This is a genomic window from Rhodanobacter sp. DHG33 (assembly GCF_014843005.1).
In the GTDB taxonomy this organism is placed as follows: Bacteria; Pseudomonadota; Gammaproteobacteria; order Xanthomonadales; family Rhodanobacteraceae; genus Rhodanobacter_A.
Window position 1 is genome coordinate 294,391 of the sequence record NZ_JACYXM010000002.1, and the last position, 25,345, is coordinate 319,735.

12 protein-coding genes are annotated in these 25,345 nt (G+C 66.0%); 10 read left to right on the forward strand and 2 right to left on the reverse strand.

Annotated elements, in window-relative coordinates; genetic code table 11:
- Positions 1-210: 210 nt before the first annotated feature.
- Positions 211-2,658 carry an ATP-binding protein gene (locus IHE46_RS04300; protein WP_225562792.1) on the reverse strand — a complete coding sequence of 816 codons (2,448 nt, stop codon included), beginning with the start codon at positions 2,656-2,658 and terminating at the stop codon, positions 211-213.
- A gap of 231 nt (positions 2,659-2,889) precedes the next feature.
- Here IHE46_RS04300 and IHE46_RS04305 point away from each other — a divergent pair, with 231 nt between their 5' ends.
- The 3 genes from IHE46_RS04305 (at position 2,890) to IHE46_RS04315 (ending at position 16,661) form a co-directional block, all read left to right on the forward strand.
- A complete protein-coding gene (locus tag IHE46_RS04305; RefSeq protein WP_192163394.1) occupies positions 2,890-3,537 on the forward strand; it encodes a response regulator transcription factor in 648 nt (215 codons plus the stop codon).
- A gap of 549 nt (positions 3,538-4,086) precedes the next feature.
- Positions 4,087-15,687, forward strand: coding sequence for an ESPR-type extended signal peptide-containing protein (locus IHE46_RS04310; protein ID WP_192163395.1), 11,601 nt, complete (start codon positions 4,087-4,089; stop codon positions 15,685-15,687).
- Positions 15,688-15,791: 104 nt separating this feature from the next.
- Positions 15,792-16,661 carry an OmpA family protein gene (locus tag IHE46_RS04315; protein ID WP_225562793.1) on the forward strand — a complete coding sequence of 290 codons (870 nt, stop codon included), beginning with the start codon at positions 15,792-15,794 and terminating at the stop codon, positions 16,659-16,661.
- 97 nt (positions 16,662-16,758) lie between these two features.
- Here the strand turns inward: IHE46_RS04315 and ald are convergent, their stop codons facing one another.
- A complete protein-coding gene (ald, locus tag IHE46_RS04320) occupies positions 16,759-17,877 on the reverse strand; it encodes an alanine dehydrogenase (protein WP_192163396.1) in 1,119 nt (372 codons plus the stop codon).
- A gap of 161 nt (positions 17,878-18,038) precedes the next feature.
- Here ald and IHE46_RS04325 point away from each other — a divergent pair, with 161 nt between their 5' ends.
- The 7 genes from IHE46_RS04325 (at position 18,039) to IHE46_RS04350 (ending at position 25,344) form a co-directional block, all read left to right on the forward strand.
- Positions 18,039-18,512, forward strand: coding sequence for an Lrp/AsnC family transcriptional regulator (locus tag IHE46_RS04325; protein ID WP_192163397.1), 474 nt, complete (start codon positions 18,039-18,041; stop codon positions 18,510-18,512).
- A 54-nt stretch (positions 18,513-18,566) separates the two neighbouring features.
- Positions 18,567-18,992 carry a heavy metal-responsive transcriptional regulator gene (locus tag IHE46_RS04330; protein WP_192163398.1) on the forward strand — a complete coding sequence of 142 codons (426 nt, stop codon included), beginning with the start codon at positions 18,567-18,569 and terminating at the stop codon, positions 18,990-18,992.
- The gene (locus IHE46_RS04335) at positions 18,989-21,646 is read left to right on the forward strand and encodes a heavy metal translocating P-type ATPase (protein ID WP_192163399.1); all 2,658 of its coding nucleotides are present in this window, start codon (positions 18,989-18,991) and stop codon (positions 21,644-21,646) included. The genes IHE46_RS04330 and IHE46_RS04335 overlap by 4 nt, the downstream gene beginning before the upstream one ends.
- A gap of 100 nt (positions 21,647-21,746) precedes the next feature.
- Positions 21,747-21,878: a hypothetical protein gene (locus tag IHE46_RS17135; RefSeq protein WP_255430871.1), complete on the forward strand. Its 132-nt coding sequence runs from the start codon at positions 21,747-21,749 to the stop codon at positions 21,876-21,878.
- Between the two features lie 147 nt (positions 21,879-22,025).
- Positions 22,026-23,306 (forward strand): bifunctional tetrahydrofolate synthase/dihydrofolate synthase, encoded by a 1,281-nt coding sequence (gene folC, locus IHE46_RS04340; RefSeq protein WP_192163400.1) that lies wholly within the window; start codon positions 22,026-22,028, stop codon positions 23,304-23,306.
- Between the two features lie 169 nt (positions 23,307-23,475).
- Complete coding sequence (locus IHE46_RS04345; RefSeq protein WP_192163401.1) at positions 23,476-24,612, forward strand: SPOR domain-containing protein; 1,137 nt, start codon at positions 23,476-23,478, stop codon at positions 24,610-24,612.
- A 27-nt stretch (positions 24,613-24,639) separates the two neighbouring features.
- Positions 24,640-25,344, forward strand: a complete 705-nt coding sequence (locus IHE46_RS04350; RefSeq protein WP_192163402.1) for a CvpA family protein — start codon at positions 24,640-24,642, stop codon at positions 25,342-25,344.
- Position 25,345 lies beyond the last annotated feature (1 nt).

Here is a 25,345-nt window from a genome sequence, read left to right on the forward strand (position 1 = left end):
AACGATGCTAGGACTCCCCTTCGCCCCGTACGACGGAGCGGCCCTGAAACGCCATTCCAATGGCGAAACCCAGGCTAGACACACGGTGCGTATTTTGCGGCATGTCACGCGCTATTGCCACGTGACGCCCGTCAGCAGGCTGCGGAATGCATGCTTCCAGAAGGCAACCTAATCTGCCGGGGGCGCGGTGAGGCGCTTCGTGCGCCCGGATCAGCCAAGGCGTGCAAGCAGTTGGCGCAACGCCCCGACATAGCCCGGCAGGCTGCGCAGGGGATCGGTTCCGCCGGCATGCAGGGTTTCGAGGTATCGCTCCCCTTCGGCCAGCAAGGGATCGTCGGTGAACAGCTGCAGGGCTCCCAGCATGCGATGCAGGCGCTGCTCGGCAATCTTGGCGTCGCCGGCGATGGCGGCGGCACCCAGCGCATCCAGGTCGGCATTCGTGGCGTCGACCAGCATCGGCAGCAGCGACTGGCGCAGGGCTTGCGAGGCTTCCATGTCGGCCGCGGGCGACGGTTCGGGGGCGGCCTGGGCGGCATCGGGGCCGCGTCGCGGCATCCATTGTTCGATCTTGCGCTCGAGCGGCTGCAGCTGCAGCGGCTTGCTGAGGTAGTCGTCCATGCCGGCTTCGCGGCAGCGCGCCAGCTCGCCATCGAATGCATTGGCCGTCATGGCGATGATGGGCAGGCGAGTGGCCGCGCCACTCTCCGCCTCGTGCTTTCGCCACGCCGTGGCCAGTTCGTAGCCGCTCATGCGCGGCATGTTGCAGTCCGTGACGAGCATGGCGTAGTCGCCGTCATGCAGCGCAGCCAGCGCATCGACGCCGTTGCCCACGATGTCGCAAGGCCAGCCCAGCAGGTCGAGCTGGCGCCGCACCAGTTGCTGGCTGACGGGATGGTCCTCCACCACAAGCACGCGCTGCGTATGTGGGGAAAACGATTTCGCGACAATGGCGGCCGCGCTTGCGTCGGTCGCCACCGCGGCCTTACGGCGTGAAGACACCGGCGGTTCCAGGGCCAGCCGACAGGCCTGAACCAGTGACTGCCACCGTAAGGGCGCAACTTCCAGCGGAATGCGCTCGTCGTTCGGGATGGATGGCTCTGAGCGCAGCGCCTTGCCCACGGCCACCACACGTGCTGCGATTTCCGTAGCGCTCTGCAGGTCGTCCGCATCGACGAACAGCACGTTGGCGACCATGCCTGGGCGCATGGACTGCGACGGCGGAATGCGTTCGACGGTAAAACCCAGCGCAATGAGCTGCTCGGCCAGCTCGATGGCGATCCTCTCGTCCGACAGGCGAAGGATCGCGTGCTTCTGCGCGGCGCCCGGCAACGCGTCGACGGCGCGATGCACGATGGGCAGATGCAATTCCAGCGTCACCGTGGTGCCCTCGCCGGGGGCGCTTTGCAGCGAGACATGGCCCCCCATCAACTCGACCAGCTGCTTGCAGATCGCCAGCCCGAGGCCGGTGCCGCCGTAATGGCGCGTAGTCGAGTTTTCGGCCTGGTTGAACGGGGTGAACAGCGTGGCCTGCTTGTCTGCCGGTATGCCGATACCGGTGTCACGCACGCTGATGAAGCTGCGTTGTGCGCCGTCACCGTCGCCGATCACCCGCCACATCAGAGCGATGCTTCCCTGTGCGGTGAACTTGGTCGCGTTGTTGAGCAGATTGAACAGGACCTGCCGGATGCGAATGCCGTCGCCCATCAACCGGCTGGCCACGGTCGATTCGACCAGCACGTCCACGCGAAGTCCCTTGCGCTGCATCGGCGCCGCCACCGCGCCGATCACGTTGTCCACCAGCGCGCGCGGGTCGAAGGCCTCGTTTTCCAGCTGCAGGCCGCCGGCGGCCAGCTTGCTGAAATCCAGCACGTCGTTGAGGATTTGCATCAAGGCGCCGGCCGAATCCTCCACCGAATGCAGCATCTGCTTCTGCTCGGCGTCGAGGCGCGTGTGGCCGAGCAGTTCGAGCATGCCGATCACGCCGTTCAGGGGCGTGCGGATCTCGTGGCTCATGGTGGCGAGGAAATCCGACCTGGCCTTGGCCGCGCGTTCGGCGGCGTCGCGTGCCGAGCGCAACTCCTCGTTGAGCGCCTTCGTGCGCGTGGTGTCGTACATGTAGCCGACCCGTTGCGCATCGCCATCCGACGGCGCCAGCGTCAGGTGCATCCAGCGCAGGCCGGCGGGTGCGCGCACGCGGAAGTCCAGGGCCTGCGGTCGATCCTTGTCGTCAGGGTGGCTTGCGGATTCCAGCAACCGGTCCAGTGCTGACAGGTCTTCGGGGGGGATGCGCTGGCGGAATGCGGGGTCCCTCAACGGATCGCCTTCGCCCAGCGGGTGCACCGCATCGAGCCCGATCAGGGCAGCCGGATCGCCCGTTATGACATCCAGGCGGGAGGGTGCTTCCGCAGTGTCGTGCAGCGTGAAGATGGCTACCGGTACGTGCCCGGCGATGCGGCGCAGGCTCCGCTCGGCTCCGAGTTTGTGCCAGGCGCTGCGTATCGCCTGACGCTGTCCGTGGAGATAGCGCAGCACGCCCAGCGCAAGCAACGCCATCGCCACAAGCAGGGCGGCCAGCAGCAGCGTGGATGCCGACATCGGTCCGCTGGCGGTATGCAACCAGTCGGAAGTGCCAGGTGAAACGAAGGAGGCCAGTTTCATTTCGATAGCCTACCGCCTGGCGAGACTCGGGCAAGATACACCGGTGTCAGGTGAAAATTTTCCGCTGTCATGGCTCGTGGAAGAATGGATTTTCATCGTCGTTACATGAGTCGGAATATTTCAAGCGCCGATGTGAAAACATCGAGAGACATTATTGCGCGCGCTGTTGTATGGTGACCTTGGCCCGAAATGGAGCGTTGAGGGCCGCAGGGGCAACAGAAGAGCTGTCGAATGCGCGTAGTGATTTGCGATGACCACCCGATAGTGGTGATGGGCGTAAAAACCATTCTCACGAGCCATGGTGACGGTTTCCAGGTAGTCGGTGAGGCGAACAGCGGCCAGCAATTGCTGGAACTGCTCGCGAACCAACCGTGCGACCTGGTCATCACGGATTTCTCCATGCCGGGCAAAAGTCATCAGGACGACGGCCTGAGCATGTTGCGCCGGTTGCGGGCGACATGGCCCGATACGCTGATCATCGTGCTGACGATGGTGCGCAACCCGGCATTGCTGCAGAGCATGCTCAAGCTGGGCGTGCAGGGCATCGTGGACAAGGCTGGGATGGTGGTCGAGTTGCTGCTGGCGACCCAGGCCGTATCGGCCGGACGCAGTTACGTCAGTGCCCGCCACAAGGCTGAGATCGGCGGGACGCTCCGGCGTGCCGACGCTACTGCCGGCTTGCCGGTCACGGCCTTGTCGGTGCGCGAGGCGGAGGTGGTTCGCCTTTATGCACGCGGCATGAGCATCACGCAGATCGCCGATGCCACCAACCGCAGCGTAAAGACCATCAGTAAGCAGAAGTCCGATGCCATGCGCAAACTCGGACTGGAAAGCAACCACGACCTTCTCGAGTTCGCGCGGGCCAACGGCCTGCATTGAGCGGAACCGCGCAGGGGGCCTCCTGCGCGCGAAATGTTTTGACCTGATCGAAGTGTGATGCCGACGGCGCATGCAAGGTGCGCCCCTGCAATCGGCATCCCCGCATTCCCGTGGCCGGGGAATTTCCATTCGTGTGCGTACGCCGCTTTTCGGAATCGTCCTATTTCGGGTTGCGACTGAAGTCAATAGTTTTGTATCCCATGAACCGTGATGCAGATCACGCATTGACGGCCTGATCTCGGCGGTTCACCGACTCCCGCATGCGAAGGATCGCATGTGTCGACCTCAGCGTCGGCGGCAAGGTACGTCTCCTACCCCCTGGGAGAACCTTGCCGGGTTCATTTCAGTCTGCGCGGCGATTTCGGCTTGCGCAGCGACTTGGAACAGCGATCTGGAACGGGGGCATCACGCCTGAGGCTGCGTGCCACAAGGGGCGTCAAGGGTCTCGGCAGCATACAAACGATTTGGCCGATTCGATTGGGGCTCGCATGGGAAATCTCTATGCGGGCCCTTGCTGTATCTGCGGTCGCGAAATTTCTGGAGCAGGTCATGAACAAAATTCATAGCAAGGTGTGGAACAAGTCCCTGGGGCAGCTGGTAGTGGCGTCGGAGCTTGCCACGAGCAGCAGCGGGGGCAAAACCACGGGCCAAGCACACACAGCGATCAGTTCGACGACTTTCAAACTGGTGGTCACGGCCCTGCTGTTTTCCGGATATGCAATCTGGACCGATAAGGCCGTAGCTGCGACGTTCAACTGCACCGGCACCGGCATTGGTAATGGCATGGTCTGCGGCACTGGCAACACCGCTAGCAATGTCACCGATATCGCCATCGGCAGCACTGCATACGCCAACAGCGGCTCTAGCGGCAACGGAAACACGGCAATCGGGCAAGGCGCCTACGCCGCCACGCGTACGGCAACCGGGGGAGGCGTCTATGCCGGCAAGAGCTACGGCGGCAACGGTCAGTCCATTGCCTTGGGGGCGTATGCCGGGGCCATGGGCGATCAATCCACTGCGCTCGGCAACGACGCCATGGCCTATGGCAATTCCAGCATTGCGGTAGGTGGCGATGACGTGGACGCCGTATCGGCTACAGCCTATGCGAAAGCCGCCACCATCAATGGGAAAACGTATGCGGCGGGTTCGACGGCGAACGCTACCCTTTACACCGCTCTCACAGGAAGCACGGCGATTGCGCCGGGCGTCTACTACGCCCCTACGGCTGGCGATGCTTCCATAGCCCTGGGCATGCAGGCGACGGCGGGAGGTACGTATAACAATCCCCTCCCCAATCAAGGGACGTTCACCCAGACAGGTGTGTTCGATATCGCCATCGGTACGCAGGCCAGTGCAGGCGGCTTTGCATCGATTGCTATAGGTACCGGTGCGAATGCGACGGCAGACGCATCTTTCGCGATCGGCCCCAATGCTCAGGCCTCGGGTGTCGAGTCAACGGCTTTCGGCGTGTCTGCCAAAGCCAGCCAGAGCTTTGCCGTGGCTATCGGCAATGGAGGCACGAGCGCGGCCACTTATACGCAGGCCAGCGGCACGGGCGCTATTGCGATCGGCGGCAATGGCACGGCAGGTGCCATCGCGGCGGGGACCAATGCAGTCGCCATCGGCGGACAAACCAACGTGGCATCGGCTGCCACCTCGGGTGTGGCCATCGGTCGTGGTGCCACGGTCAACGGTACTTACGGCATTGCTGAAGGTGACAGTGCGACGGCCAACAACAGCAATGATTTTGCTTTCGGCAAGAGTTCCGTCGCCGGTGTTAGCGGCAGCACCACGCTGACCAACGACATGGCGGTAGGGACCAGCGCGCTGGCGACGGGCGGCAATGCGACGGCTTTCGGTACCAGCGCGAATGCGGCTGGAGGCAGTTCGATGGCAGTCGGTCCCAGCGCCAACGCCTGGAACACCAATGACGCAGCTTTCGGCAATAGCGCTGTAGCAGGCGTGTCCGGTAGCACCTCGTTGACCAACGATACGGCATTTGGTGCCAGTGCGATGGCGATTGGCGGCAGTTCCACAGCCATTGGCCCAAGTGCGAATGCAGTGGGCGGCAGTTCAATGGCCGTTGGCTCCAAAACCTTCGCCTACAACACGAACGATGCGGCCTTCGGCAGTGGCGCTGTGGCTGGCGTATCCGGCAGTGCCTCATTGACTAACGACACGGCATTCGGTGTCAGTGCTAAGGCGACCGGTGGCAACTCGACTGCTATCGCCCCAAGTGCACAGGCGACTGGCGCCAATTCCACCGCTATTGGATCCAGTGCGAATGCAGCCGGCACGAACACCATGGCGATCGGCCCCAGCGCCAACGCCTACAACAATTACGACTCCGCCTTTGGTTCCAACGCCGTAGCCGGTGTGTCCGGCGGCAGCGTGACCTACGACACGGCGCTGGGTTATCAGGCGACGGCGACCGGCGGCTATTCCATGGCACTCGGCCCCAGTGCCAAGGCTTCTGCGGCAGGTGCCTTGGCTTTTGGTGGCAATGCCAGCGGCAGCGCGACGGCGGCGGCAACGAATGCCATTGCCATCGGAGGCCAATCCTCTGTGGCTGCCGCAGGCACTTCAGGCGTTGCGGTTGGGCGCGGGGCGACAGTGAGCGGTGCTTACGGCATCGCCGAGGGCGATGGCGTTTCGAGTGGGGCGACCGGCCAGAACGTGGCCATCGGTTCGTCGGGCACGACCGCCAATGCAGGTTCGTCGACGGGCGGTGCGGTAGCGATCGGCATGAAACAGACAGCCACCGGCAACGGCGCGGTGGCGATCGGCGACCCGAACACAGCCAACGGCACGGGCGCCGTGGTGTTGGGCGCGAACGACACTGCGGCGGGCAACACTGCAGGTACCACGGCCGCCAATGGCGCGGTGGCGATTGGCAACTCGAACACTGCCATCGGGCAAGGCTCGGTGGCGCTGGGTAACAGCAGCACGGTGTCGGCAGCCGGCGGTTTGGCGTTTGGAGACACCGCCAACGCTGTCGGAGGCAACGCCATAGCCATCGGCTCGAGCGCTTCAGCCACCATGGCCGGCGACATAGCGTTGGGAAATAAAGCGGTGGCGAACACCCCGACCGGTGCCACGCTACCAAGCGTCGCCATTGGCGTTGGTACGACTGCGACGGGTGGAGCAGGCGACGTCGCGATGGGCTCTTACGCGCAGGTGACTTCCACCAACGCCAACATGAATGGAGGCGTAGCGATTGGCAACAGCGCGCAGTCGATCGTCACTGGCACCTCGGGTGCATCGCCAACCGCGATTGGCAACAATGCAAGGGCAATCGGGCTCGGCTCAGAAACCGCAATTGGCGACTACGCAACTGCCACGGGTACCGATGCGGTCGCTATCGGCGGTCATGCGGGATCGGCCGGTTCGAGTGCGTCCGGCAACCAATCCACGGCGATCGGCCAATCGGCCAATTCTGCTGGCCAGTCGGCGGTGGCCATCGGTAACGGAGTCAATGCTTATAACACCGGTTCGTTGGCCCTCGGTGGCACTGCTGTGGCGGGTGTGTCTGGTTCCGCCACGGTGGCCAACGATACAGCGATCGGCAATCAAACCTCGGCCACGGGCGGCCAGTCCCAGGCGATTGGTTACAACTCCAAAGCTTCGGCAGCGAATGCCTCGGCTATTGGCGCATCCGCCAATGCTTCGGCAGCAGGTGCGACTGCCATCGGTGGAAATAGCACAGCAGGTTCGAGTGCAGCTGCAACGAACGCTATTGCCATTGGTGGCCAGTCCAGCGTTGTGGCCGCAGGCACGTCCGGTATTGCGATTGGCCGCGGCGCCTCGGTGAATGGTGCTTACGGCATTGCGCAAGGCGATGCGGCCAGTGTGAAAGCAGCAGGTGGCGTGGCTCTGGGCTCAAGCGCGGTGGCGACGAATGCCGGCGATGTGGCTCTGGGCCAGAACTCGACGACATCGGCGCCTTCGACCGGACCCTACACGATCAACGGCGGTACGCCGGCCGGCACTTCCGATACCACGGGCGTGGTGTCGGTGGGCACGTCGAGCGCACCGCGGCAGATCCAGAACGTGGCGGCGGGCACGGTGTCGTCGACGTCGCTGGATGCGATCAACGGCAGCCAGCTGTATGCCGTGGGCACTTCGGTGAACAACCTCGGCACCAGCGTGGCCAATGGCCTGGGTGGCGGCAGTACGTACAACAGCACCACGGGCGCGGTGACCACCAGCCTGAGCGTGGGTGGCAACACGTACACCACCGTCAACAACGCGCTGAATGCGGTGAACACGACGGCCTCGGAAGGCTGGAACGTGACGACGGCGGCGACGGGTTCGGGTACGGCCAGCAACACGAGCGTGGCGAATGTGGCACCGGGTGCAACGGCGACGTTCACGGCGGGCAACAACCTGATCGCGACGCAGAACGGAACGACGGTGGCGTTCGGGTTGAACCCGGTGCTGACGGGTCTGACCAGCGTGACCGCGGGCAACACGGTGATGAACAACGCTGGCGTGACAGTCAGTGGCGGCGCCAACGGCACCGTGAGCCTGGGCAATGCCGGCTTGAACAACGGCAACAACACCATCACCGGTGTGGCGCCGGGCACGCTCTCCGCGACTTCCACGCAAGCGGTGAACGGCAGCCAGTTGTACGCGACGAACCAGCAGGTAAACACCAACACCACCAACATCGCGACCAACACCTCGAACATCGCGACGAACACCACGAACATCAGCAACCTGACGAACGGCAAGGTTGGCCCGTTCGTATCGGACCAGTCAGTGACGGCGGTGCAGCCGGTGTCGTCAGGCGCGAATGCGGCGGCGGGTGGCTTCGGTGCGAGCGCGACGGGCGCGGCGTCGACGGTGGTGGGCAACCAGGCGACGGACAACGGCAACGCGAATGCGACGGTGCTGGGCCAGGGCGCGAGCATCGCGAGCGGTACCGCCGGCAGCAACGTGGCGCTGGGTCAGGGCTCGACGGTGGCTGCAGCGGCCGTGCCGACGGCGACGGGCGTCATCAACGGCACGACCTACAGTTATGCCGGTGGAACCCCCAACGGCGTAGTGAGCATTGGCACAGCGAGTGCACCGCGTCAGCTCACGAACGTGGCGGCCGGTCAGGTGACCTCGACCTCGCTGGACGCGGTGAACGGCAGTCAGCTGTACGCGACGAACCAGGCCATCCAGTCGGCGAACACGACGGCAGGCAAGGGCTGGAACCTGTCGGCGAACGGCGGAACGGGTGTGAACATTGCGCCGGGTGCGACGGTCGACGTGTCGCCTGGCAGCAGCGGCAACATCGCCGTGAGCCAGAACGCCACGAACGGCAACCTGACGATCGACACCAATCCGAACCTGACGGCGACGAGCGTCACCACCGGCAACGCGGTGGTGAACAGCAGCGGCGTGACGGTGAACGGTGGCAGCAACCCGGTGAGCCTGACCGACACGGGCCTGAACAACGGTGGCAACACGATCACCAACGTGGCGGCCGGTGTGAACGCAACGGACGCGGTGAACCTCAGCCAATTACAGGCAGCACAGGCAGCGGCGACGACGCACTACTACAGTGTGAACTCCACGGTCACGGGTACCGGCAGCAATTACAGCAATGATGGCGCCACGGGCACGAATGCCTTGGCAGCAGGGGTGAATTCCACTGCCGGCGGCATCTTCGCAACTGCGACTGGATATCAGAACGCCGCTTCGGGCGACTACAGTGTTGCACTTGGCAACCAAAATACAGCCTCTGGCGAAAGCGGTGTGGCCATCGGCGTTACGAACACTGTTGGCGGCGTGCAAGGTACGGCAGTGGGCAGTGGCAATACGGCTTCAGGGGACCAGGCTTCCGTCATAGGCACGGCCAATACCGCCAGCAATAAGTTCGCCTTGGCCGCAGGCTATGGCAATACGGCCGGCGGTCAGCAAAGCATTGCCATTGGTAACGACAATAACGTCAGCGGAAATGCCTCAGGCGCGGTCGGTGGCCCCACGACAGTGTCGGGCACCAGCTCGTACTCGGTGGGCAACAACAACACGGTTGCCAACAACAACACCTTCGTGGTCGGCAACGGAGTCACCACCACGCAGGACAACAGCGTGGTGCTGGGCAATGCCTCAACGGATCGCACTGCGACCACGGTGACTGGCGACACGATCAATGGCACGGCCTACACCTATGCCGGTCAGGGTTCGGCAGCCAATGGCGTGGTGAGCGTGGGTGCAAAGGGCGCAGAGCGCCAGATCATCAACGTAGCGGCGGGCGAGGTGAGCGGCACCAGCACGGATGTGGTGAACGGTTCGCAACTGTATGCGGCGGACACGGCGATCACGGCGCTGGGCACCACGGTGACCGAGCTGGGCAACACCACGGCGTCGGCGCTGGGTGGCGGCAGCACGTACAACAGCAGCACGGGTCAGTTGACCACTGTGCTGAACGTAGGCGGTAACACGTATAACAACGTCAACAGCGCGCTGACAGCCATCAACACGACGGCCTCGAAGGGCTGGAACCTGTCGGCGAACGGTGGCACGGGTGTGAACATCGCGCCGGGTGCGACGGTGGATGTGTCGCCGGGCAGCAGCGGCAACATCGCCGTGAGCCAGAACGCCACGAACGGCAACCTGACGATCGACACGAACCCGAATCTGACGGCGACGAGCGTCACCACCGGCAACACGGTGATGAACACCGGCGGTGTGACGGTGAGCGACGGCACTAACAGCACGACGTATAGCTCGACAGGGATGAGCATTACCAACGGCCCGAGCGTAACGACGACGGGAATCAATGCGGGCAACACGCAGATCACCAACGTGGCGTCGGGTACGAGCAGCACGGACGCGGTAAACCTGAGCCAGCTGCAGGCGGCGCAGGCGGCGGCGGCCTCGACGGTCGTCGCGGGCACCAATGTGGCCAGCGTGGGCACGACGACGGCGGCGGATGGCCACACCATCTATACGGTCAATGCCAATGGCGCCAGCGTCTCGGCCGGTTCCTCGGCGGTGAACGTGACAGCGGGTACGCCGAACGCGAACAACGTGACCGACTACGCGGTGGACCTGTCGTCGGCGACGAAGAACACCTTGAACAATGCGGTGCAGTACGACGACAGCACGCATACCAGCGTGACGCTGGGTGGCGTGGGCAGCACCACGCCGGTAACGCTGACGAACGTGGCGCCGGGCAACCTGAGCAGCACCAGCACGGATGCGGTGAACGGTTCGCAGCTGTACGCAACGAACCAACAGGTGAGCACCAACACCACCAACATCGCGACCAACACCTCGAACATCGCGACGAACACCACGAACATCAGCAACCTGACGAACGGTAAGGTCGGCCCGTTCGTGTCGGACCAGTCGGTGACGGGGGTACAGCCGGTGTCGTCGGGTGCGAACGCGGCGGCGGGTGGCTTCGGTGCGAGCGCGACAGGTGCGGCGTCGACGGTGGTGGGCAACCAGGCGACGGACAACGGCAACGCGAATGCGACGGTGCTGGGCCAGGGTGCAAGCATCGCGAGCGGTACCGCCGGCAGCAACGTGGCGCTGGGCCAGGGCTCGACGGTGGCCGCAGCGGCCGTGCCGACGGCGACTGGTGTCATCAACGGCACGACCTACAGCTATGCCGGCGGAACCCCCAACGGCGTGGTGAGCATCGGTACGGCGAGTGCGCCGCGTCAGCTCACAAACGTAGCGGCCGGTCAGGTGACTTCGACATCGCTGGACGCGGTGAACGGCAGCCAGCTGTATGCGACGAACCAGGCCATCCAGTCGGCAAACACGACGGCCAACAAGGGCTGGAACCTGTCGGCGAACGGTGGCACGGGTGTGAACATCGCGCCGGGTGCGACGGTGGATGTGTCGCCGGGCAGCAGCGGCAACATCGCCGTGAGCCAGAACGCCACGAACGGCAACCTGACGATCGACACGAACCCGAACCTGACGGCGACGAGTGTCACCACCGGCAATACGGTGATGAACACCGGCGGCGTGACGGTGAACGACGGCACGAACAGCACGACGTACAGCTCGACGGGAATGAGCATCACCAACGGCCCAAGCGTAACGACGACGGGAATCAATGCGGGCAACACGCAGATCACCAACGTGGCGTCGGGTACGAGCAGCACGGATGCGGTGAACTTGAGCCAGCTGCAGACGGCGCAAGCGGCGGCGGCTTCGACCGTGGTCGCGGGCACCAATGTGGCCAGCGTGGGCACAACGACGGCGGCGGACGGCCACACCATCTATACGGTCAATGCCAATGGCGCCAGCGTCTCGGCCGGTTCCTCGGCGGTGAACGTGACAGCGGGTACGCCGAACGCGAACAACGTGACCGACTACGCGGTGGACCTGTCGTCGGCGACGAAGAACACCCTGAACAACGCGGTGCAGTACGACGACAGCACGCATACCAGCGTGACGCTGGGCGGCGTGGGCAGCACCACGCCGGTGACGCTGACGAACGTGGCGCCTGGCAACCTGAGCAGCACCAGCACGGAAGCGGTGAACGGTTCGCAGCTGTACGCGACGAACCAGCAGGTGAGCACCAACACCACCAACATCGCGACCAACACCTCGAACATCGCGACGAACACCACGAACATCAGCAACCTGACGAACGGCAAGGTTGGCCCGTTCGTGTCGGACCAGTCGGTGACGGCGGTACAGCCGGTGTCGTCGGGTGCGAACGCGGCGGCGGGTGGCTTCGGAGCGAGCGCGACGGGCGCGGCGTCGACGGTGATGGGCAACCAGGCGACGGACAACGGCAACGCGAATGCGACGGTGCTGGGCCAGGGTGCAAGCATCGCGAGCGGTACCGCCGGCAGCAACGTGGCGCTGGGCCAGGGCTCGACGGTGGCCGCAGCGGCCGTGCCGACGGCGACTGGCGTCATCAACGGCACGACCTACAGCTATGCCGGTGGAACGCCCAATGGCGTGGTGAGCGTGGGCAGTGCCGGCAACACGCGCCAGATCACCAACGTGGCGGCGGGTCAGGTGACTAGCAGCAGCACTGATGCGGTGAACGGCAGCCAGTTGTACGCGGCGAACACGGCGATCACAGCGCTTGGCACCACGGTGACCGAGCTGGGCAACACCACGGCATCGGCACTGGGTGGCGGCAGCACGTACAACAGCAGCACGGGTCAAGTGACCACAGTGCTGAATGTGGGCGGCAACACCTACAACAGCGTCAACAGCGCACTGACAGCCATCAATACGACGGCCAGCAAGGGTTGGAGCCTGTCGGCGAACGGCGGGGCGGGCGTGAACATCGCACCGGGTGCGACGGTGGATGTGTCGCCAGGCAGCAGCGGCAACATCGCCGTGAGCCAGAACGCCACGAACGGCAACCTGACGATCGACACGAACCCGAATCTGACGGCGACGAGCGTCACCACCGGCAACACGGTGGTGAACAGCAGCGGCGTGACGGTCAGCGGTGGCACCAATCCGGTGAGCCTGACCGACACGGGCTTGAACAACGGCGGCAACACGATCACCAACGTGGCAGCCGGCACGAGCAGCACGGATGCGGTGAACCTGAGCCAGTTGCAGGCGGCGCAGGCGGCGGCGACGACGCACTACTACAGCGTCAACGACGGCGGCACGCAGGGCGGCAACTACAACAACAACGGGGCCACGGGCACCAACGCGCTGGCCGCTGGCGTGGGTGCGGTGGCTTCCGGCAGTGGCAGCACCGCTATCGGCAATGGCGCGCAGGCGACGAGTGCCTCGTCGATCTCGGTGGGCAACGGCAACGTGGTGTCGGGTGCGAACTCGGGTGCGTTCGGCGATCCGAGCACGGTCTCGGGCACGGGCTCGTACTCGGTGGGCAACAACAACACGGTCGCCAACAACAACACCTTCGTGGTCGGCAACGGAGTCACCACCACACAGGACAACAGCGTGGTGCTGGGCAATGCTTCGACGGATCGCGCAGCGACCGCGGTGACGGGCGGCACGATCAACGGCACGGCCTACACCTATGCCGGTCCGGGCTCGGCAGCCAATGGCGTGGTGAGCGTGGGCGCGAAGGGTGCGGAACGCCAGATCATCAACGTGGCGGCGGGCGAGGTGAGCAGCACCAGCACGGATGCAGTGAATGGCAGCCAGCTGTATGCCGCGAACACGGCCATCACGGCCGTGGGAACTACGGTGACCAACTTGGGCAACAGTGTGGCGGCCGGGCTGGGCGGCGGCAGCACCTATGACTCGACGACGGGCACGGTGGTCACCTCGCTGAACGTGGGCGGCAACACGTACACCACCGTCAACGATGCACTGACCGCGGTGAGCAATACCGCGAACGCGGGCTGGAACCTGTCGGCGAACGGTGGCACCGGCGTGAACATCAAACCGGGGGCGACGGTGGACGTGTCGCCGGGTGCAAGCGGCAACATCACGGTGAGCCAGAACGCCACGAACGGCAACCTGACGGTCGACACCAATCCGAACCTGACGGCGACCAGCGTCACCACCGGCAACACGGTGATGAACAGCAGTGGTGTGACGGTCAACAACGGCACGAACAGCACGACCTACGGCGCGAACGGCCTGAGCATCACCAACGGTCCGAGCGTGACCGTGGCCGGCATCGCCGCCGGCAACCAGAAGATCACCCAGGTCGCGGCGGGCGACGTCAGCGCCACCAGCACCGACGCGGTGAACGGTTCGCAGCTCTACGCCACCAACCAGAGCATCACCAACATCACCAACGGCAAGGCCGGTCCGTTCCAGTCCGACAACTCGGTCACCACGACCGCCCCGGTGGCCTCCGGCACCAACGCCACGGCCGGCGGCTTCGGTGCCAGCGCGACGGGCGTGGCCTCGACCGTGGTGGGCAACAACGCCACCGACAACGGCGTGGCCAACTCCACCGTGCTGGGCCAGGGTGCGAGCATCGCAGCCGGCACCACAGGCAGCAACGTGGCTCTGGGCCAGGGCTCGACGGTGGCGTCCGCCGCCGTGCCGACGGGCAGCGGCACGATCAACGGCACCACCTACCAGTACGCGGGCGGCACCCCGGCCGGCGTGGTGAGCGTGGGCAGCGCCGGCAACGAACGCCAGGTCACCAACGTGGCGGCGGGCCAGGTCACGGCCACCAGCACCGATGCGGTGAACGGCAGCCAGCTCTACGCCACCAACCAGGCGATCACGGCGGTGGGAACCACGGTGACCAACCTGGGCAACAGCACGGCGGCGGGTCTAGGCGGTGGTAGCACGTACAACAGCACCACGGGCCAACTCACCACCAACCTGAGCGTAGGTGGCAACACCTACACCAGCGTCAACGACGCGTTGAACGCGGTCAGCACCACGGCCAGCGCGGGCTGGAACATGACCACCGCGGCCACCGGCACGGGCGTGGCCAACGGCAGCAGCGTGGCCAAGGTGGCGCCGGGGGCGACAGCCACGATCACCGCCGGCAACAACATCGTCACCACGCAGAACGGTGCGGACGTGGCCATCGGGGTAAACCCGGTGCTGACGGGGCTGACCAGCGTGACGACCGGCAACACGACGGTGAACACCAACGGCGTGACGGTGAACGACGGCACCAACAGCACCACGTACGGCTCGACCGGCATGACCATCGCCAACGGCCCGAGCGTGACCACGTCGGGCGTCAACGCCGGTGGTCAGCAGATCACCAACGTGGCGGCCGGCACGGCGGCGAACGACGCAGTGAACGTCAGTCAGCTGCAGGCGGCGCAGGCCGGCAACGTGAAGTACGACACCAACGCCGACGGCAGCATCAACTACGACAGCATCACGCTGAACCCGAACGGCTCGCCCACCGCCATCCACAACGTGGCGCCGGGAACGGCCCCGACAGATGCGGCGAACGTGGGGCAAGTGGAACAGGGCATGCAGGCGGTGCAGAACTGGTCGAAGAGCTACACCGACCAGGCCGTCAACAACCTGGGACACCAAGCCTTTGCAGGCGTGGCGTCGGCGATTGCGACAGCCAACGTGCCGCAGGCCTACCAGCCGAACCAGAGCTCGGCCGGCGTGGGCCTGGGCAACTTCCACGGCGAATCGGCGATTTCGGTGGGCGTATCCACGATCTCCGAGAGCGGCCGCCTGATCTTCAAGGCCAATGCCTCCAGCGATACGCGTGGCGGCGCCGGGGTGGGCGTGGGCGCGGCGGTGGTCTGGTAAGGGCGAGGTAAGGACATCCGGACGCGGTCGCGCCCGGATGCGGGGAACAGGAACAGCTATGCCCCGGCGCAACGCGCGGGGCACGCAACAGAAAGGGTGGCAACATGAAAGCGACATTCAGCAAATCGACCGCGGCGACGTGCCTGCTGATGGTCTTCATGGTTCTGGCGGTCTTGATGGTGCTGTTGGTGCTGTCGGGCTGCGGCAATGTGAGTCATCGGGTAGCCAACGACGGCAAGAGCGCCGGTGAGCTGGTGTGGCCAGAGCCCGGCGACACCACGCCGATCCACGCCAACGGCACCTGGCCCACGCTGGACAGCCTGCGCCAGGTGCATGCCGGCGAGAGCAAGAACCAGATCGCCGCGCTGATCGGCTTCCCGCACTTCAGCGAAGGCGTGGTGGCCGTGCGCGAGTGGAACTACCTGTTCCACTTCCGCACCGCGGATCACCCCGACACGGTATGTCAGTACAAGGTGCTGTTCGACGACGCCAAGCTGGCGCAGAGCTTTTACTGGAAGCCTGCGTCGTGTGCCGAGATGCTGAAGGCGACGCCCGCAGCGCCCGTGGCTGCGGCGGCTGAGCAGCACTTCACCCTGTCCGCCGATGCGCTGTTTGCGTTCGACAAGTCGAGCCTGGAAGACATCAAGCCGGACGGTCGCACGCAGCTGGACAAGCTGGCCGCGCAGATCACGGGCGAAGGCCAGGAACTGGGCATGGTGCACGTGATCGGCTACACCGACCGCCTGGGCAGCGACGACCACAACGACCGGCTGTCGCAGAAGCGTGCCTACACGGTGATGGAATACCTGATGCAGCACGGCGTGCCGTCGCGCCTGATCGTGGCGGAAGGCCGCGGTTCGGTGGCTCCGGTGACCACCGACTGCAGCCAGGACGACCGCGCCGCCCTGATCGCCTGTCTGGCGCCGGATCGGCGCGTCGAGATCATCGTCATCGGGCGACACAGCGACAGCTGATCGTCAGGCGCCTCGGAAAGCAAAAGGCCACGCGCTCGCGTGGCCTTTTGCTTTTTGATGCCGCACGTCGCTGCATCGATGCAGCGGGATGCCGGCCTTACATGCCGATCGCGGTTTCCGCCTTCACGTACGGCAGGCCGTGCGCTTCGGCCACCGGCTCGCAAGTCAGCTTGCCTTCGCACACGTTGAGGCCGTTGCGCAGGTGCGCGTCCTGCGCCAGCGCCTTCTTCCAGCCGTTGTTGGCCAGCGAGAGCGCGAAGGGCAGAGTGACGTTGTTGAGCGCGAAGGTGGAGGTGCGCGCCACGGCGCCCGGCATGTTGGCCACGCAGTAGTGCACCACGCCGTCGACCACGTAGGTCGGCTCGGCATGGGTGGTGGCGTGCGAGGTCTCGACGCAACCGCCCTGGTCGATGGCGACGTCCACGATCACCGAACCCGGCTTCATGGTCTTCAGCATGTCGCGGGTGACCAGCTTCGGCGCGGCGGCGCCGGGGATCAGCACGGTGCCGATCAGCAGGTCGGCGCGGCGCACCAGTTCCTCGATCGCGGCGCGGGTGGAGAACACGGTGGAGATCGCGGTGCCGAACTGCGCGGCGAGGCGCTTCAGCGCGTCGGCCGAACGGTCGACCACGGTGACCTTGGCGCCCATGCCCACGGCGATGGTCGCCGCGTGGGTGCCGGACACGCCGCCGCCCAGGATCACCACTTCCGCCGCCGGCACGCCGGGCACGCCGCCCAGCAGCACGCCGCGGCCACCCTGCGCCTTCTCCAGCGAGTGCGCGCCCACCTGCGGTGCGAGACGGCCGGCCACTTCGGACATCGGCGTCAGCAGCGGCAGCGTGCCGTTCGCGGCGGTCACCGTTTCATAGGCGACGCAGATGGCGCCGGATTCGATCAGGTCCTTGGTCTGCTCCAGGTCGGGAGCGAGGTGCAGGTAGGTGAACAGGATCTGGCCCTTGCGGAGCTTCTTGCGCTCCACCGATAGCGGCTCCTTCACCTTCACGATCATGTCGGCTTCGGCAAAGATCGGATCGGGGCCGTTCGCGATGGTCGCGCCTGCCGCGACGTAGTCGGCGTCGCTGATGCCGGCGCCCAGGCCGGCGCCGGTTTCCACCACCACCTGGTGGCCGTGATGCACTAGTTCCTGCACGGACGAGGGGATGAGGCCCACGCGGTATTCGTGGTTCTTGATTTCTTTCGGCACACCGATGCGCATGGCGATGACTCTCTGATTTGGAGTGAAAGGCGGATCGGCGTGCTGCCTGCCGATGGGCGGCAGTATGACGACTGTGTTACGCAATTACTCGCCAATTTCTGTGGTGTCACGGCCTTCATGTAGAATTTGTCACGTGAAAAATCCCGATGGAATGAAATTTCATGCAGCATCTTGATCCCGCCCTCGACGAACGCGACCGCGCCATCCTCAAACTGCTGCAGCAGGACGGCCGGTTGACCAACCTGGAGCTGGCTCAGCAGATCAATCTTTCGCCCTCGGCCTGCCTGCGCCGGGTGAAGCTGTTGGAGGAACGCGGACTGATTTCGCGCTACGTGATGCTGCTGGACGAAAAGGCCGTGGGTTTGCCGGGCACGGCCTTCGTGCTGGTGACGCTGGACCAGCAGGGCCGCACCGCGCTCGATGCTTTCGAAGCGGCGATCCAGCGCCATCCGGAAGTGACCGAATGCTGCCTGCTCGCCGGTGCGGCGGATTACATGGTGCGCGTGGCCTACGCCGACTCCGCCGACTTCGAGCGCATCCACACCGACATCCTCACCCAGCTCCCCGGTGTGGTGCGCGTGCAATCCACGCTGGCCTTGCGCACGGTGAAGCGGACCACGGAGTTGCCGGTGTAATTCGCCGGATGCGGGCTTGACTCTGGACCTAGATCAAAGGTCTAGACTTTGCCCATGAACACGCAAACAGCCCAATTCACCATCGGTGCCGTCGCCAAGCGCGCCGGCGTGGCCATCGACACGATCCGTTATTACGAGCGCGAGGGCCTGCTCCCCGAGCCGCTGCGGCGAGCTTCCGGGTATCGCAGCTACGGCGAAGGGACCATCGCGCAGTTGCGCTTCATCCGTCGCGCCAAGGATCTGGGTTTCACGCTGGAGGAAATCCGCGAGCTGCTGGCGTTGTCGGCGGATCGCCAGCACGGCGTGAAAGCGGTAAAGCAACGCGCCAAGCAGCGCCTGCAGGCGATCGAACAACGCATCGCCGAATTGCAGCGCGTGCGCGACGGACTGGCGCAACTGGTGACCTCGTGCCCCGGCCACGGCAAACCGGAGCAGTGCCCGATCCTGCGGGCCCTGGCCGATGTGGAGCTGGACGCATGAGCGGGCAGGGTGGCTGCTGCGCATCGGAGAGCGGCGCGAAGACTGCGGCGCACGATCCGGTGTGCGGGATGATGGTCGACCCGGCCACGTCGAAGCATCGCAGCACGCATGCGGGCGGCGAGGTGCATTTCTGCTGTGCAGGCTGCAAGGCGAAGTTCGATGCGGAGCCGGCGAAGTATCTGGATGGTGGGCGGGCGGCTGGCGACTGTTGTGCGCCGAAGGCGATGCCATTGGCGCTGCATGTTCAGGCACCGGCGCATGCGCGCCACGACCATGCGTCCCACCATCGGCAAAGCCATGCCAGTGGAGAATGTTCGACGGCCGGCGGTCAGAGTCATGGTGACCATGGGGAGCATGACCGTGCGTCTTCGGCCAAGGACCCGGTCTGCGGCATGACGGTGGATCCGCAAACCACGGCACACCACGCTGCCTATGCAGGCCACGACTACCACTTCTGTTCCGCGCGCTGCCGCGAGAAGTTCGCAGCCGATCCCGTGGCGTATCTCGGCGAGCGCAAGCCCGCATCCGTTGCGCCGGTCGGCGCGATCTACACCTGCCCGATGCACCCCGAAGTCCAGCAACAGGGCCCCGGCGACTGCCCCAAGTGCGGCATGGCGCTGGAACCGATGATGCCTACGCTGGACGAGGACGATGGCGGCGAGTTGCGTGCGATGACGCGCCGCTTCTGGGTGCTGCTTGCGCTCACTCTGCCGGTGTTCCTGCTGGCGATGGGGCCGCACCTCTCCGGCTGGCATGTGCCGCCGCCCTGGGACAGCGCCGTGGGTTGGATCGAGGCCCTGCTTGCCACGGCAGTGGTGCTGTGGGGCGGGGCGCCGTTCTTCGCGCGCGGCTGGCGTTCGCTCAGGCCATGGTCGCCCAACATGTACACGCTGATCGCGCTGGGCACCGGCGTGGCATGGGCGTACAGCGCGGTGGCGTTTCTCGCGCCGGACCTGTTCCCCTCAGGCTTCCGCGACATGCATGGCCGCGTGGGCGTGTATTTCGAGTCGGCAGCCGTGATCGTCACCCTGGTGACGCTGGGCGATTTCCTCGAGCTGCGTGCGCGCCGCCGCACCGGCTCGGCACTGAAGGCCTTGCTCGGACTGGCGCCCAGGACGGCGCGTCGCCTGGCTGACGGCGGCGAATCCGATGTGCCGCTGGACGAGGTGCGCGTGGACGACGTGCTGCGCGTGCGTCCCGGCGAGAAAGTCCCGGTGGATGGTGAAGTGGTGGAGGGCGAGAGCTACGTCGACGAGTCGATGCTCACCGGCGAACCCATGCCGGTGGCGAAAGGAAAGGGCGATGCGCTGGCGGCCGGCACCTTGAACCGCGACGGCGCGCTGCTGATGCGCGCGAAAAGAGTGGGCGGCGAAACCCTGCTGGCGCAGATCGTCGGCCTCGTCGCGCAGGCGCAGCGCAGCAAGGCTCCGTTGCAGCGCGTGGCCGACAAGGTGGCCGCGTGGTTCGTGCCGGCGGTGGTGGCGGTGGCTGTGCTGGCGTTCGTGGCATGGGCGGCGTTCGGTCCGTCGCCGCAACTCGCGCATGCGCTGATCGCGGCCGTGTCGGTGCTGATCATCGCCTGCCCCTGCGCGCTGGGCCTGGCCACGCCGATCTCCATCATGGTGGCCAGTGGCCGCGGCGCGCAGCATGGCGTGCTGTTCAAGGACGCCGCGGCGATCGAGGCGCTGCAAGGCATCGATACGCTGGCGCTGGACAAGACCGGCACGCTCACCGAAGGCCGGCCGGTGCTCACCGAACTGCTGGCGCTGGATGGCCGGTCGCGGGAACACCTGCTGGCGCTGGCCGCTGCGCTGGAGCGCCCCAGCGAACACCCGTTGGCGCATGCCATCGTGAGTGCGGCCGACGAGGAAGGCGTGCCGTCGCTCACGGCCAGCGGATTCCGCGCGCTGCCCGGGCGTGGCGTGGTCGCCACGGTGGAAAACATGCGCGCGGCGCTGGGCAATGCAAAGCTGCTGGATGAGCTCGGCATCGCTCATGATGCGGCGGCGGACAGGCACCTGGGCGCGATGCGCGAGCGGGGCGCCACGGTGATGTATCTCGCCATCGATGGCAGGCTGGCCGCGCTGTTCGCGGTGGCCGACCGCATCAAGCCCGGTGCGGCACAAGCCGTGGCGGAGCTCAAGGCAGCGGGCATGCGCATCGTCATGCTCACGGGCGACAACGCCACCACCGCGCGGGCAGTGGCGAACGAACTGGCCATCGCCGAGGTGCAGGCGGACGTCACGCCCATGGACAAGGCCGCAGCGGTGAACGCCCTGCGCGCGCAAGGGCGCAAAGTGGCGATGGCCGGCGACGGCGTGAACGACGCGCCCGCGTTGGCCGCCGCCGACGTGGGCATCGCCATGGGCAACGGCAGCGATGTGGCGATGCAGAGCGCGCAGGTGACCCTGGTGAAGGGCGACCTGGCCGCGATCCTGCGTGCCCGCAGGCTGTCGCTTGCCACCGTGTACAACATCCGTCAGAACTTGTTCTTCGCCTTCGTCTACAACGGCATCGGCGTGCCGTTGGCGGCGGGTGTGCTGTATCCCGTGTTCGGCGTCACGCTGTCGCCGATGATTGCGGCGCTGGCGATGAGCCTCAGTTCGGTGTCGGTGGTCAGCAACGCCTTGCGGTTGCGTCGCGCGGCGCTGTGACGGTTGTCACCAGCGATGCTTGACGGGCGCCCCTGCCACGCCGCCGACCAACCGAGGAGCATTTCCCTCGCACCCAATCACGGGTCGAAGGAGATGCCACATGTACACGATTCCCCTGATTCGCAACACCATGGATCGCGTTGCGCCGCTGTTGCTGGCGCTGTTTTCCAGCGCGCTCATCGCGTCCGTTCTCGTCTGGTCGCTGTGCGGACTCATCCATCCGCTGGTCTGAGGTAGTGTTCTGGACCTCGCCGTGCATGTGCATGGCTTCGCATCGCATCCATATTCCTCCCTGCGGGCCGAGAGCGCGGCTCCATGGTGCGGAGATATCGAACAGACTCTAAGCTTCGCGCACTCTCTTAAGTGTGCGAAGCCGAGCATGTCCCGCTCCCTTGCCGAATGGCTGACCTATCAGGAACACGTCAACCCGCGCAGCATCGAGCTGGGCCTGGAACGCGTGCGCAGCGTGTGGCAGCGGATGGGCGCACCGGCGCCGGCGCGTCGCGTCGTCACCGTGGGCGGCACCAACGGCAAGGGTTCCACCGTGGCATTGCTGGAAGCGATGGCGCAGGGGGCTGGCCTGCGCACGGGGGCCTTCACCTCGCCGCACCTGCTGGCCTACAACGAGCGCGTGCGCATCGACGGCGTGGACGTGGACGATGCCACCCTGGTCGCCAGCTTCGAACGCATCGAAGCGGCGCGCGACAATATCCCACTTACCTATTTCGAATACGGCACGCTGGCGGCGCTGGATATTTTCGCCCGCGCGCAGCTCGACCTGGCGATACTCGAAGTCGGCCTCGGCGGCCGGCTGGATGCGGTGAACATCGTCGATGCCGACGTGGCGGTGGTCACCACGGTGGATCTCGACCACATGGACTGGCTGGGCGCGGACCGCGACAGCATCGGCCGCGAAAAAGCCGGCATCGCCCGCGCCGGGCGGCCGCTGATCGTGGGCGATGCCGACCCGCCGCAGGGCCTGCTCGATGCGCTTGCCATCATCGGCGCAAAGATCGAACGCGCCAATGTGGATTTCAGCGCGGAGCGGCATGCCGATGGCTGGCGTTGGCGGCATCGCGACGGCACGGCGATGGAATTGCCGTTGCTCGTGCTGGCTGCGCCGGTGCAGCTCGCGAACGCCTCCGCTGCGATTGCCGCGCTGCGTGCGCTGGCCCCGGCCGGCCTTGGACTGGCGTCGCAGGCCATCTATGCGGCGGCCTGCCATGGCCTGCGCCATGCCAAGGTGGCCGCACGCCTGCAACTGCTGGGTGGCGATCCGCCGCTGATCGTGGACGTGGGCCACAACCCGCAAGCCGCGCGCGCGCTGGCCGCCTGGCTGGATGCGCAACCGCCCATGCGCACCCATGCGGTGTATGGCGCGCTGGCCGACAAGGATGTGGCCGGGGTGATCGTCGCGCTGGGCACGCGCATCACTCGCTGGCACCTCGCCGGGCTGGATGGCGCCACTGCACGCGGGCTGCCGGTGGATGCACTGGCGGGCGTTCTGCAACAGACGCTGCCGGACGCCGATTTCGATCGGCACGCCGATGTGGCTGCGGCGCTGGCGGCTGCGCGCGCCTCTGCTGTGCCGGGCGAGCGCATCCTCGCGTTCGGCTCGTTCTTCGTCGCCGCCGCGGCGATGGCGGAACGCGGTCCCTAGCGCCGATTTCAGCGCAGCCTGCATCGGGCGTGGAATCGGCGAGGGGGTCTCGCAGCTGCTTGCACGAGCGCCCGTTCAGGGCGCGCTCGGCGTAGTGCAGGCGGTGCATGTGGCTGGGCAGGTATAATCGCCGGATTGCGGGCCGCGCCGGCCGTCTCGGAGCGAACTCTTGAAAACACGTCTGCTGGGTGCTGCGGTACTGATAGCCCTGCTCGTCATCTTTGTACCGATGTTCTTCTCCAGCAATCCGTCGCCGGCAACGGCGGCTGGCGGCGATCAGTCGGTGAGCCTGGCGATTCCGCCCGCCCAGGACAACAACCTGCAGACGCGCACCATGAGCCTGACTCCGGGCGCACCGGCAGGCTCCGGCTCGGCGGTTGCGCCGGCTCGGGCTGCCAGCGCTCCCAGCGCAGCCGCCACGGCATCTACCCAGGCGCCGGCGTCGAGCGGTCAGCTTGCCGCGGTGAACATTCCGTCCAACCGGCCCAAGGACGTGGGCACCGATGCCGCAGCTCCCAAGGCGCAGCAGAACGGCCCAACGATGGGTTCCGGTGCTTCGCCCGCGCAACCGGTGATCCCGTTGCAGGGCGGTTCGTCCGGCGTATCCACGACGGCGGTAGCCGCCGGTGCGGTGGCCGCGGGTGCAGTCGCCGCTGCGGCGACCCATGGTTCGTCACAGCCCCAGGCGCCGGCGGCGACCATGCCGGCGGCCTCGCCAGCGGCAACCGCCGGTGCGACAGGCCGCTCGCTGTACGTACTCAACCTCAGCGCCTATGCGAACGCGAACAGCGTGGACCGGCTGGTGCGGCGCGTGCGCGGTTTCGGTTATCCGGTGCTTACGCGCGTCATCACCCAGGCCGGCAAGCAGCTCACTCTGGTGACCGCCGGGCCGTTCGACTCGCGCACCAGCGCCGAGGCGGCGCGCCTGAAGATCACCCAGTCCATCCCCGGCGTGCCGGCGAAACTGGTGGAGGGGTTGGGCCATGCCGACTCCAACATCGCCTCGACGCCGGTGGCGACGGCGCCTGCGGCCGGTGCCCCCGCGCCGGCTGCCGCCGCTGCCCAGGGTGCCGGTGGCTGGTCCGTGCAATTGGCGGCGATGGGCAACCAGGGCGATGCCAATGCGTTGCGCGACAAGCTGCGCGCGGATGGCTTCGACGGCTATGTGGACACCGTGAACGCGAACGGCAAACAGCTGTGGCGCGTGCGCGCCGGCCCGCAGACGCAGCGTGCCGACGCCGAGCGCGTGCGCGACCAGATCAACGCAAAGTTCGGCATCAGCGGCAACGTGGTTCGCGTTCCCTGAGCCGCGCATTAGCCTGAGCCTGTCTGCATGAACTGGATCGACCTCACCATACTCGGCGTGCTGGGCCTGTCGGTGCTGATCGGCCTGTTCCGTGGCCTGGTATCCGAAGTGCTGGCGCTGGTGATCTGGGTCGCCGCGTTCTGGGTGGCATCGCTGTTCGGACCGGCGGTGTCGGCGCATCTGGTGGTGATCACCATGCCCATGCTGCGGCTGGCGGCAGGCTATGCCTTGTGCTTCGTGCTGGTGCTGGTGCTGGGAGCGCTCCTGCGCTTCTTCGTGCAGCGGCTGCTGGCGAGCACAGGCCTGTCGGGCACCGATCGCCTGTTCGGCATGGTGTTCGGGTTCGCGCGCGGTGCGCTGATCGTGTGCGTACTGGTGTTCCTGTGCCAGTTCACCAGCTTCACCCGCGAGCCGATGTGGCGGCAGTCGGTGCTGCTGCCGTCGTTCCAGAGCGCCACCATCTGGCTGAGCCAGCAGGTGCCCCCCAGCGTGCGTGAACATCTCAATGCCTCGAGCGCGACCGAAGCCCTGCGCGATCACCTGAATCCGGCGTCGGTGTCGAGCACCTTGCGCGGGCAGCTGGATTCGCCGGCGCTGTCGAATGCCCTGCACGGAAGCCTGAATCCCGCGTCCTTGCCCGAGGCATTGCGCAGCCGGCTGCCGGCCACCATATCCACGCCGGGCGCGACGCCTGCGCCGGCCACTACCGTTTCTCCTTCGAATCACCCTTAGC

Bases quoted from the DNA above. Each gene is read 5' to 3' on its own strand.
- IHE46_RS04300 (WP_225562792.1), bottom strand. From the start codon at position 2,658: ATGAAACTGGCCTCCTTCGTTTCACCTGGCACTTCCGACTGGTTGCAT.
- IHE46_RS04305 (WP_192163394.1), top strand. From the start codon at position 2,890: ATGCGCGTAGTGATTTGCGATGACCACCCGATAGTGGTGATGGGCGTA.
- IHE46_RS04310 (WP_192163395.1), top strand. From the start codon at position 4,087: ATGAACAAAATTCATAGCAAGGTGTGGAACAAGTCCCTGGGGCAGCTG.
- IHE46_RS04315 (WP_225562793.1), top strand. From the start codon at position 15,792: ATGAAAGCGACATTCAGCAAATCGACCGCGGCGACGTGCCTGCTGATG.
- ald (WP_192163396.1), bottom strand. From the start codon at position 17,877: ATGCGCATCGGTGTGCCGAAAGAAATCAAGAACCACGAATACCGCGTG.
- IHE46_RS04325 (WP_192163397.1), top strand. From the start codon at position 18,039: ATGCAGCATCTTGATCCCGCCCTCGACGAACGCGACCGCGCCATCCTC.
- IHE46_RS04330 (WP_192163398.1), top strand. From the start codon at position 18,567: ATGAACACGCAAACAGCCCAATTCACCATCGGTGCCGTCGCCAAGCGC.
- IHE46_RS04335 (WP_192163399.1), top strand. From the start codon at position 18,989: ATGAGCGGGCAGGGTGGCTGCTGCGCATCGGAGAGCGGCGCGAAGACT.
- IHE46_RS17135 (WP_255430871.1), top strand. From the start codon at position 21,747: ATGTACACGATTCCCCTGATTCGCAACACCATGGATCGCGTTGCGCCG.
- folC (WP_192163400.1), top strand. From the start codon at position 22,026: ATGTCCCGCTCCCTTGCCGAATGGCTGACCTATCAGGAACACGTCAAC.
- IHE46_RS04350 (WP_192163402.1), top strand. From the start codon at position 24,640: ATGAACTGGATCGACCTCACCATACTCGGCGTGCTGGGCCTGTCGGTG.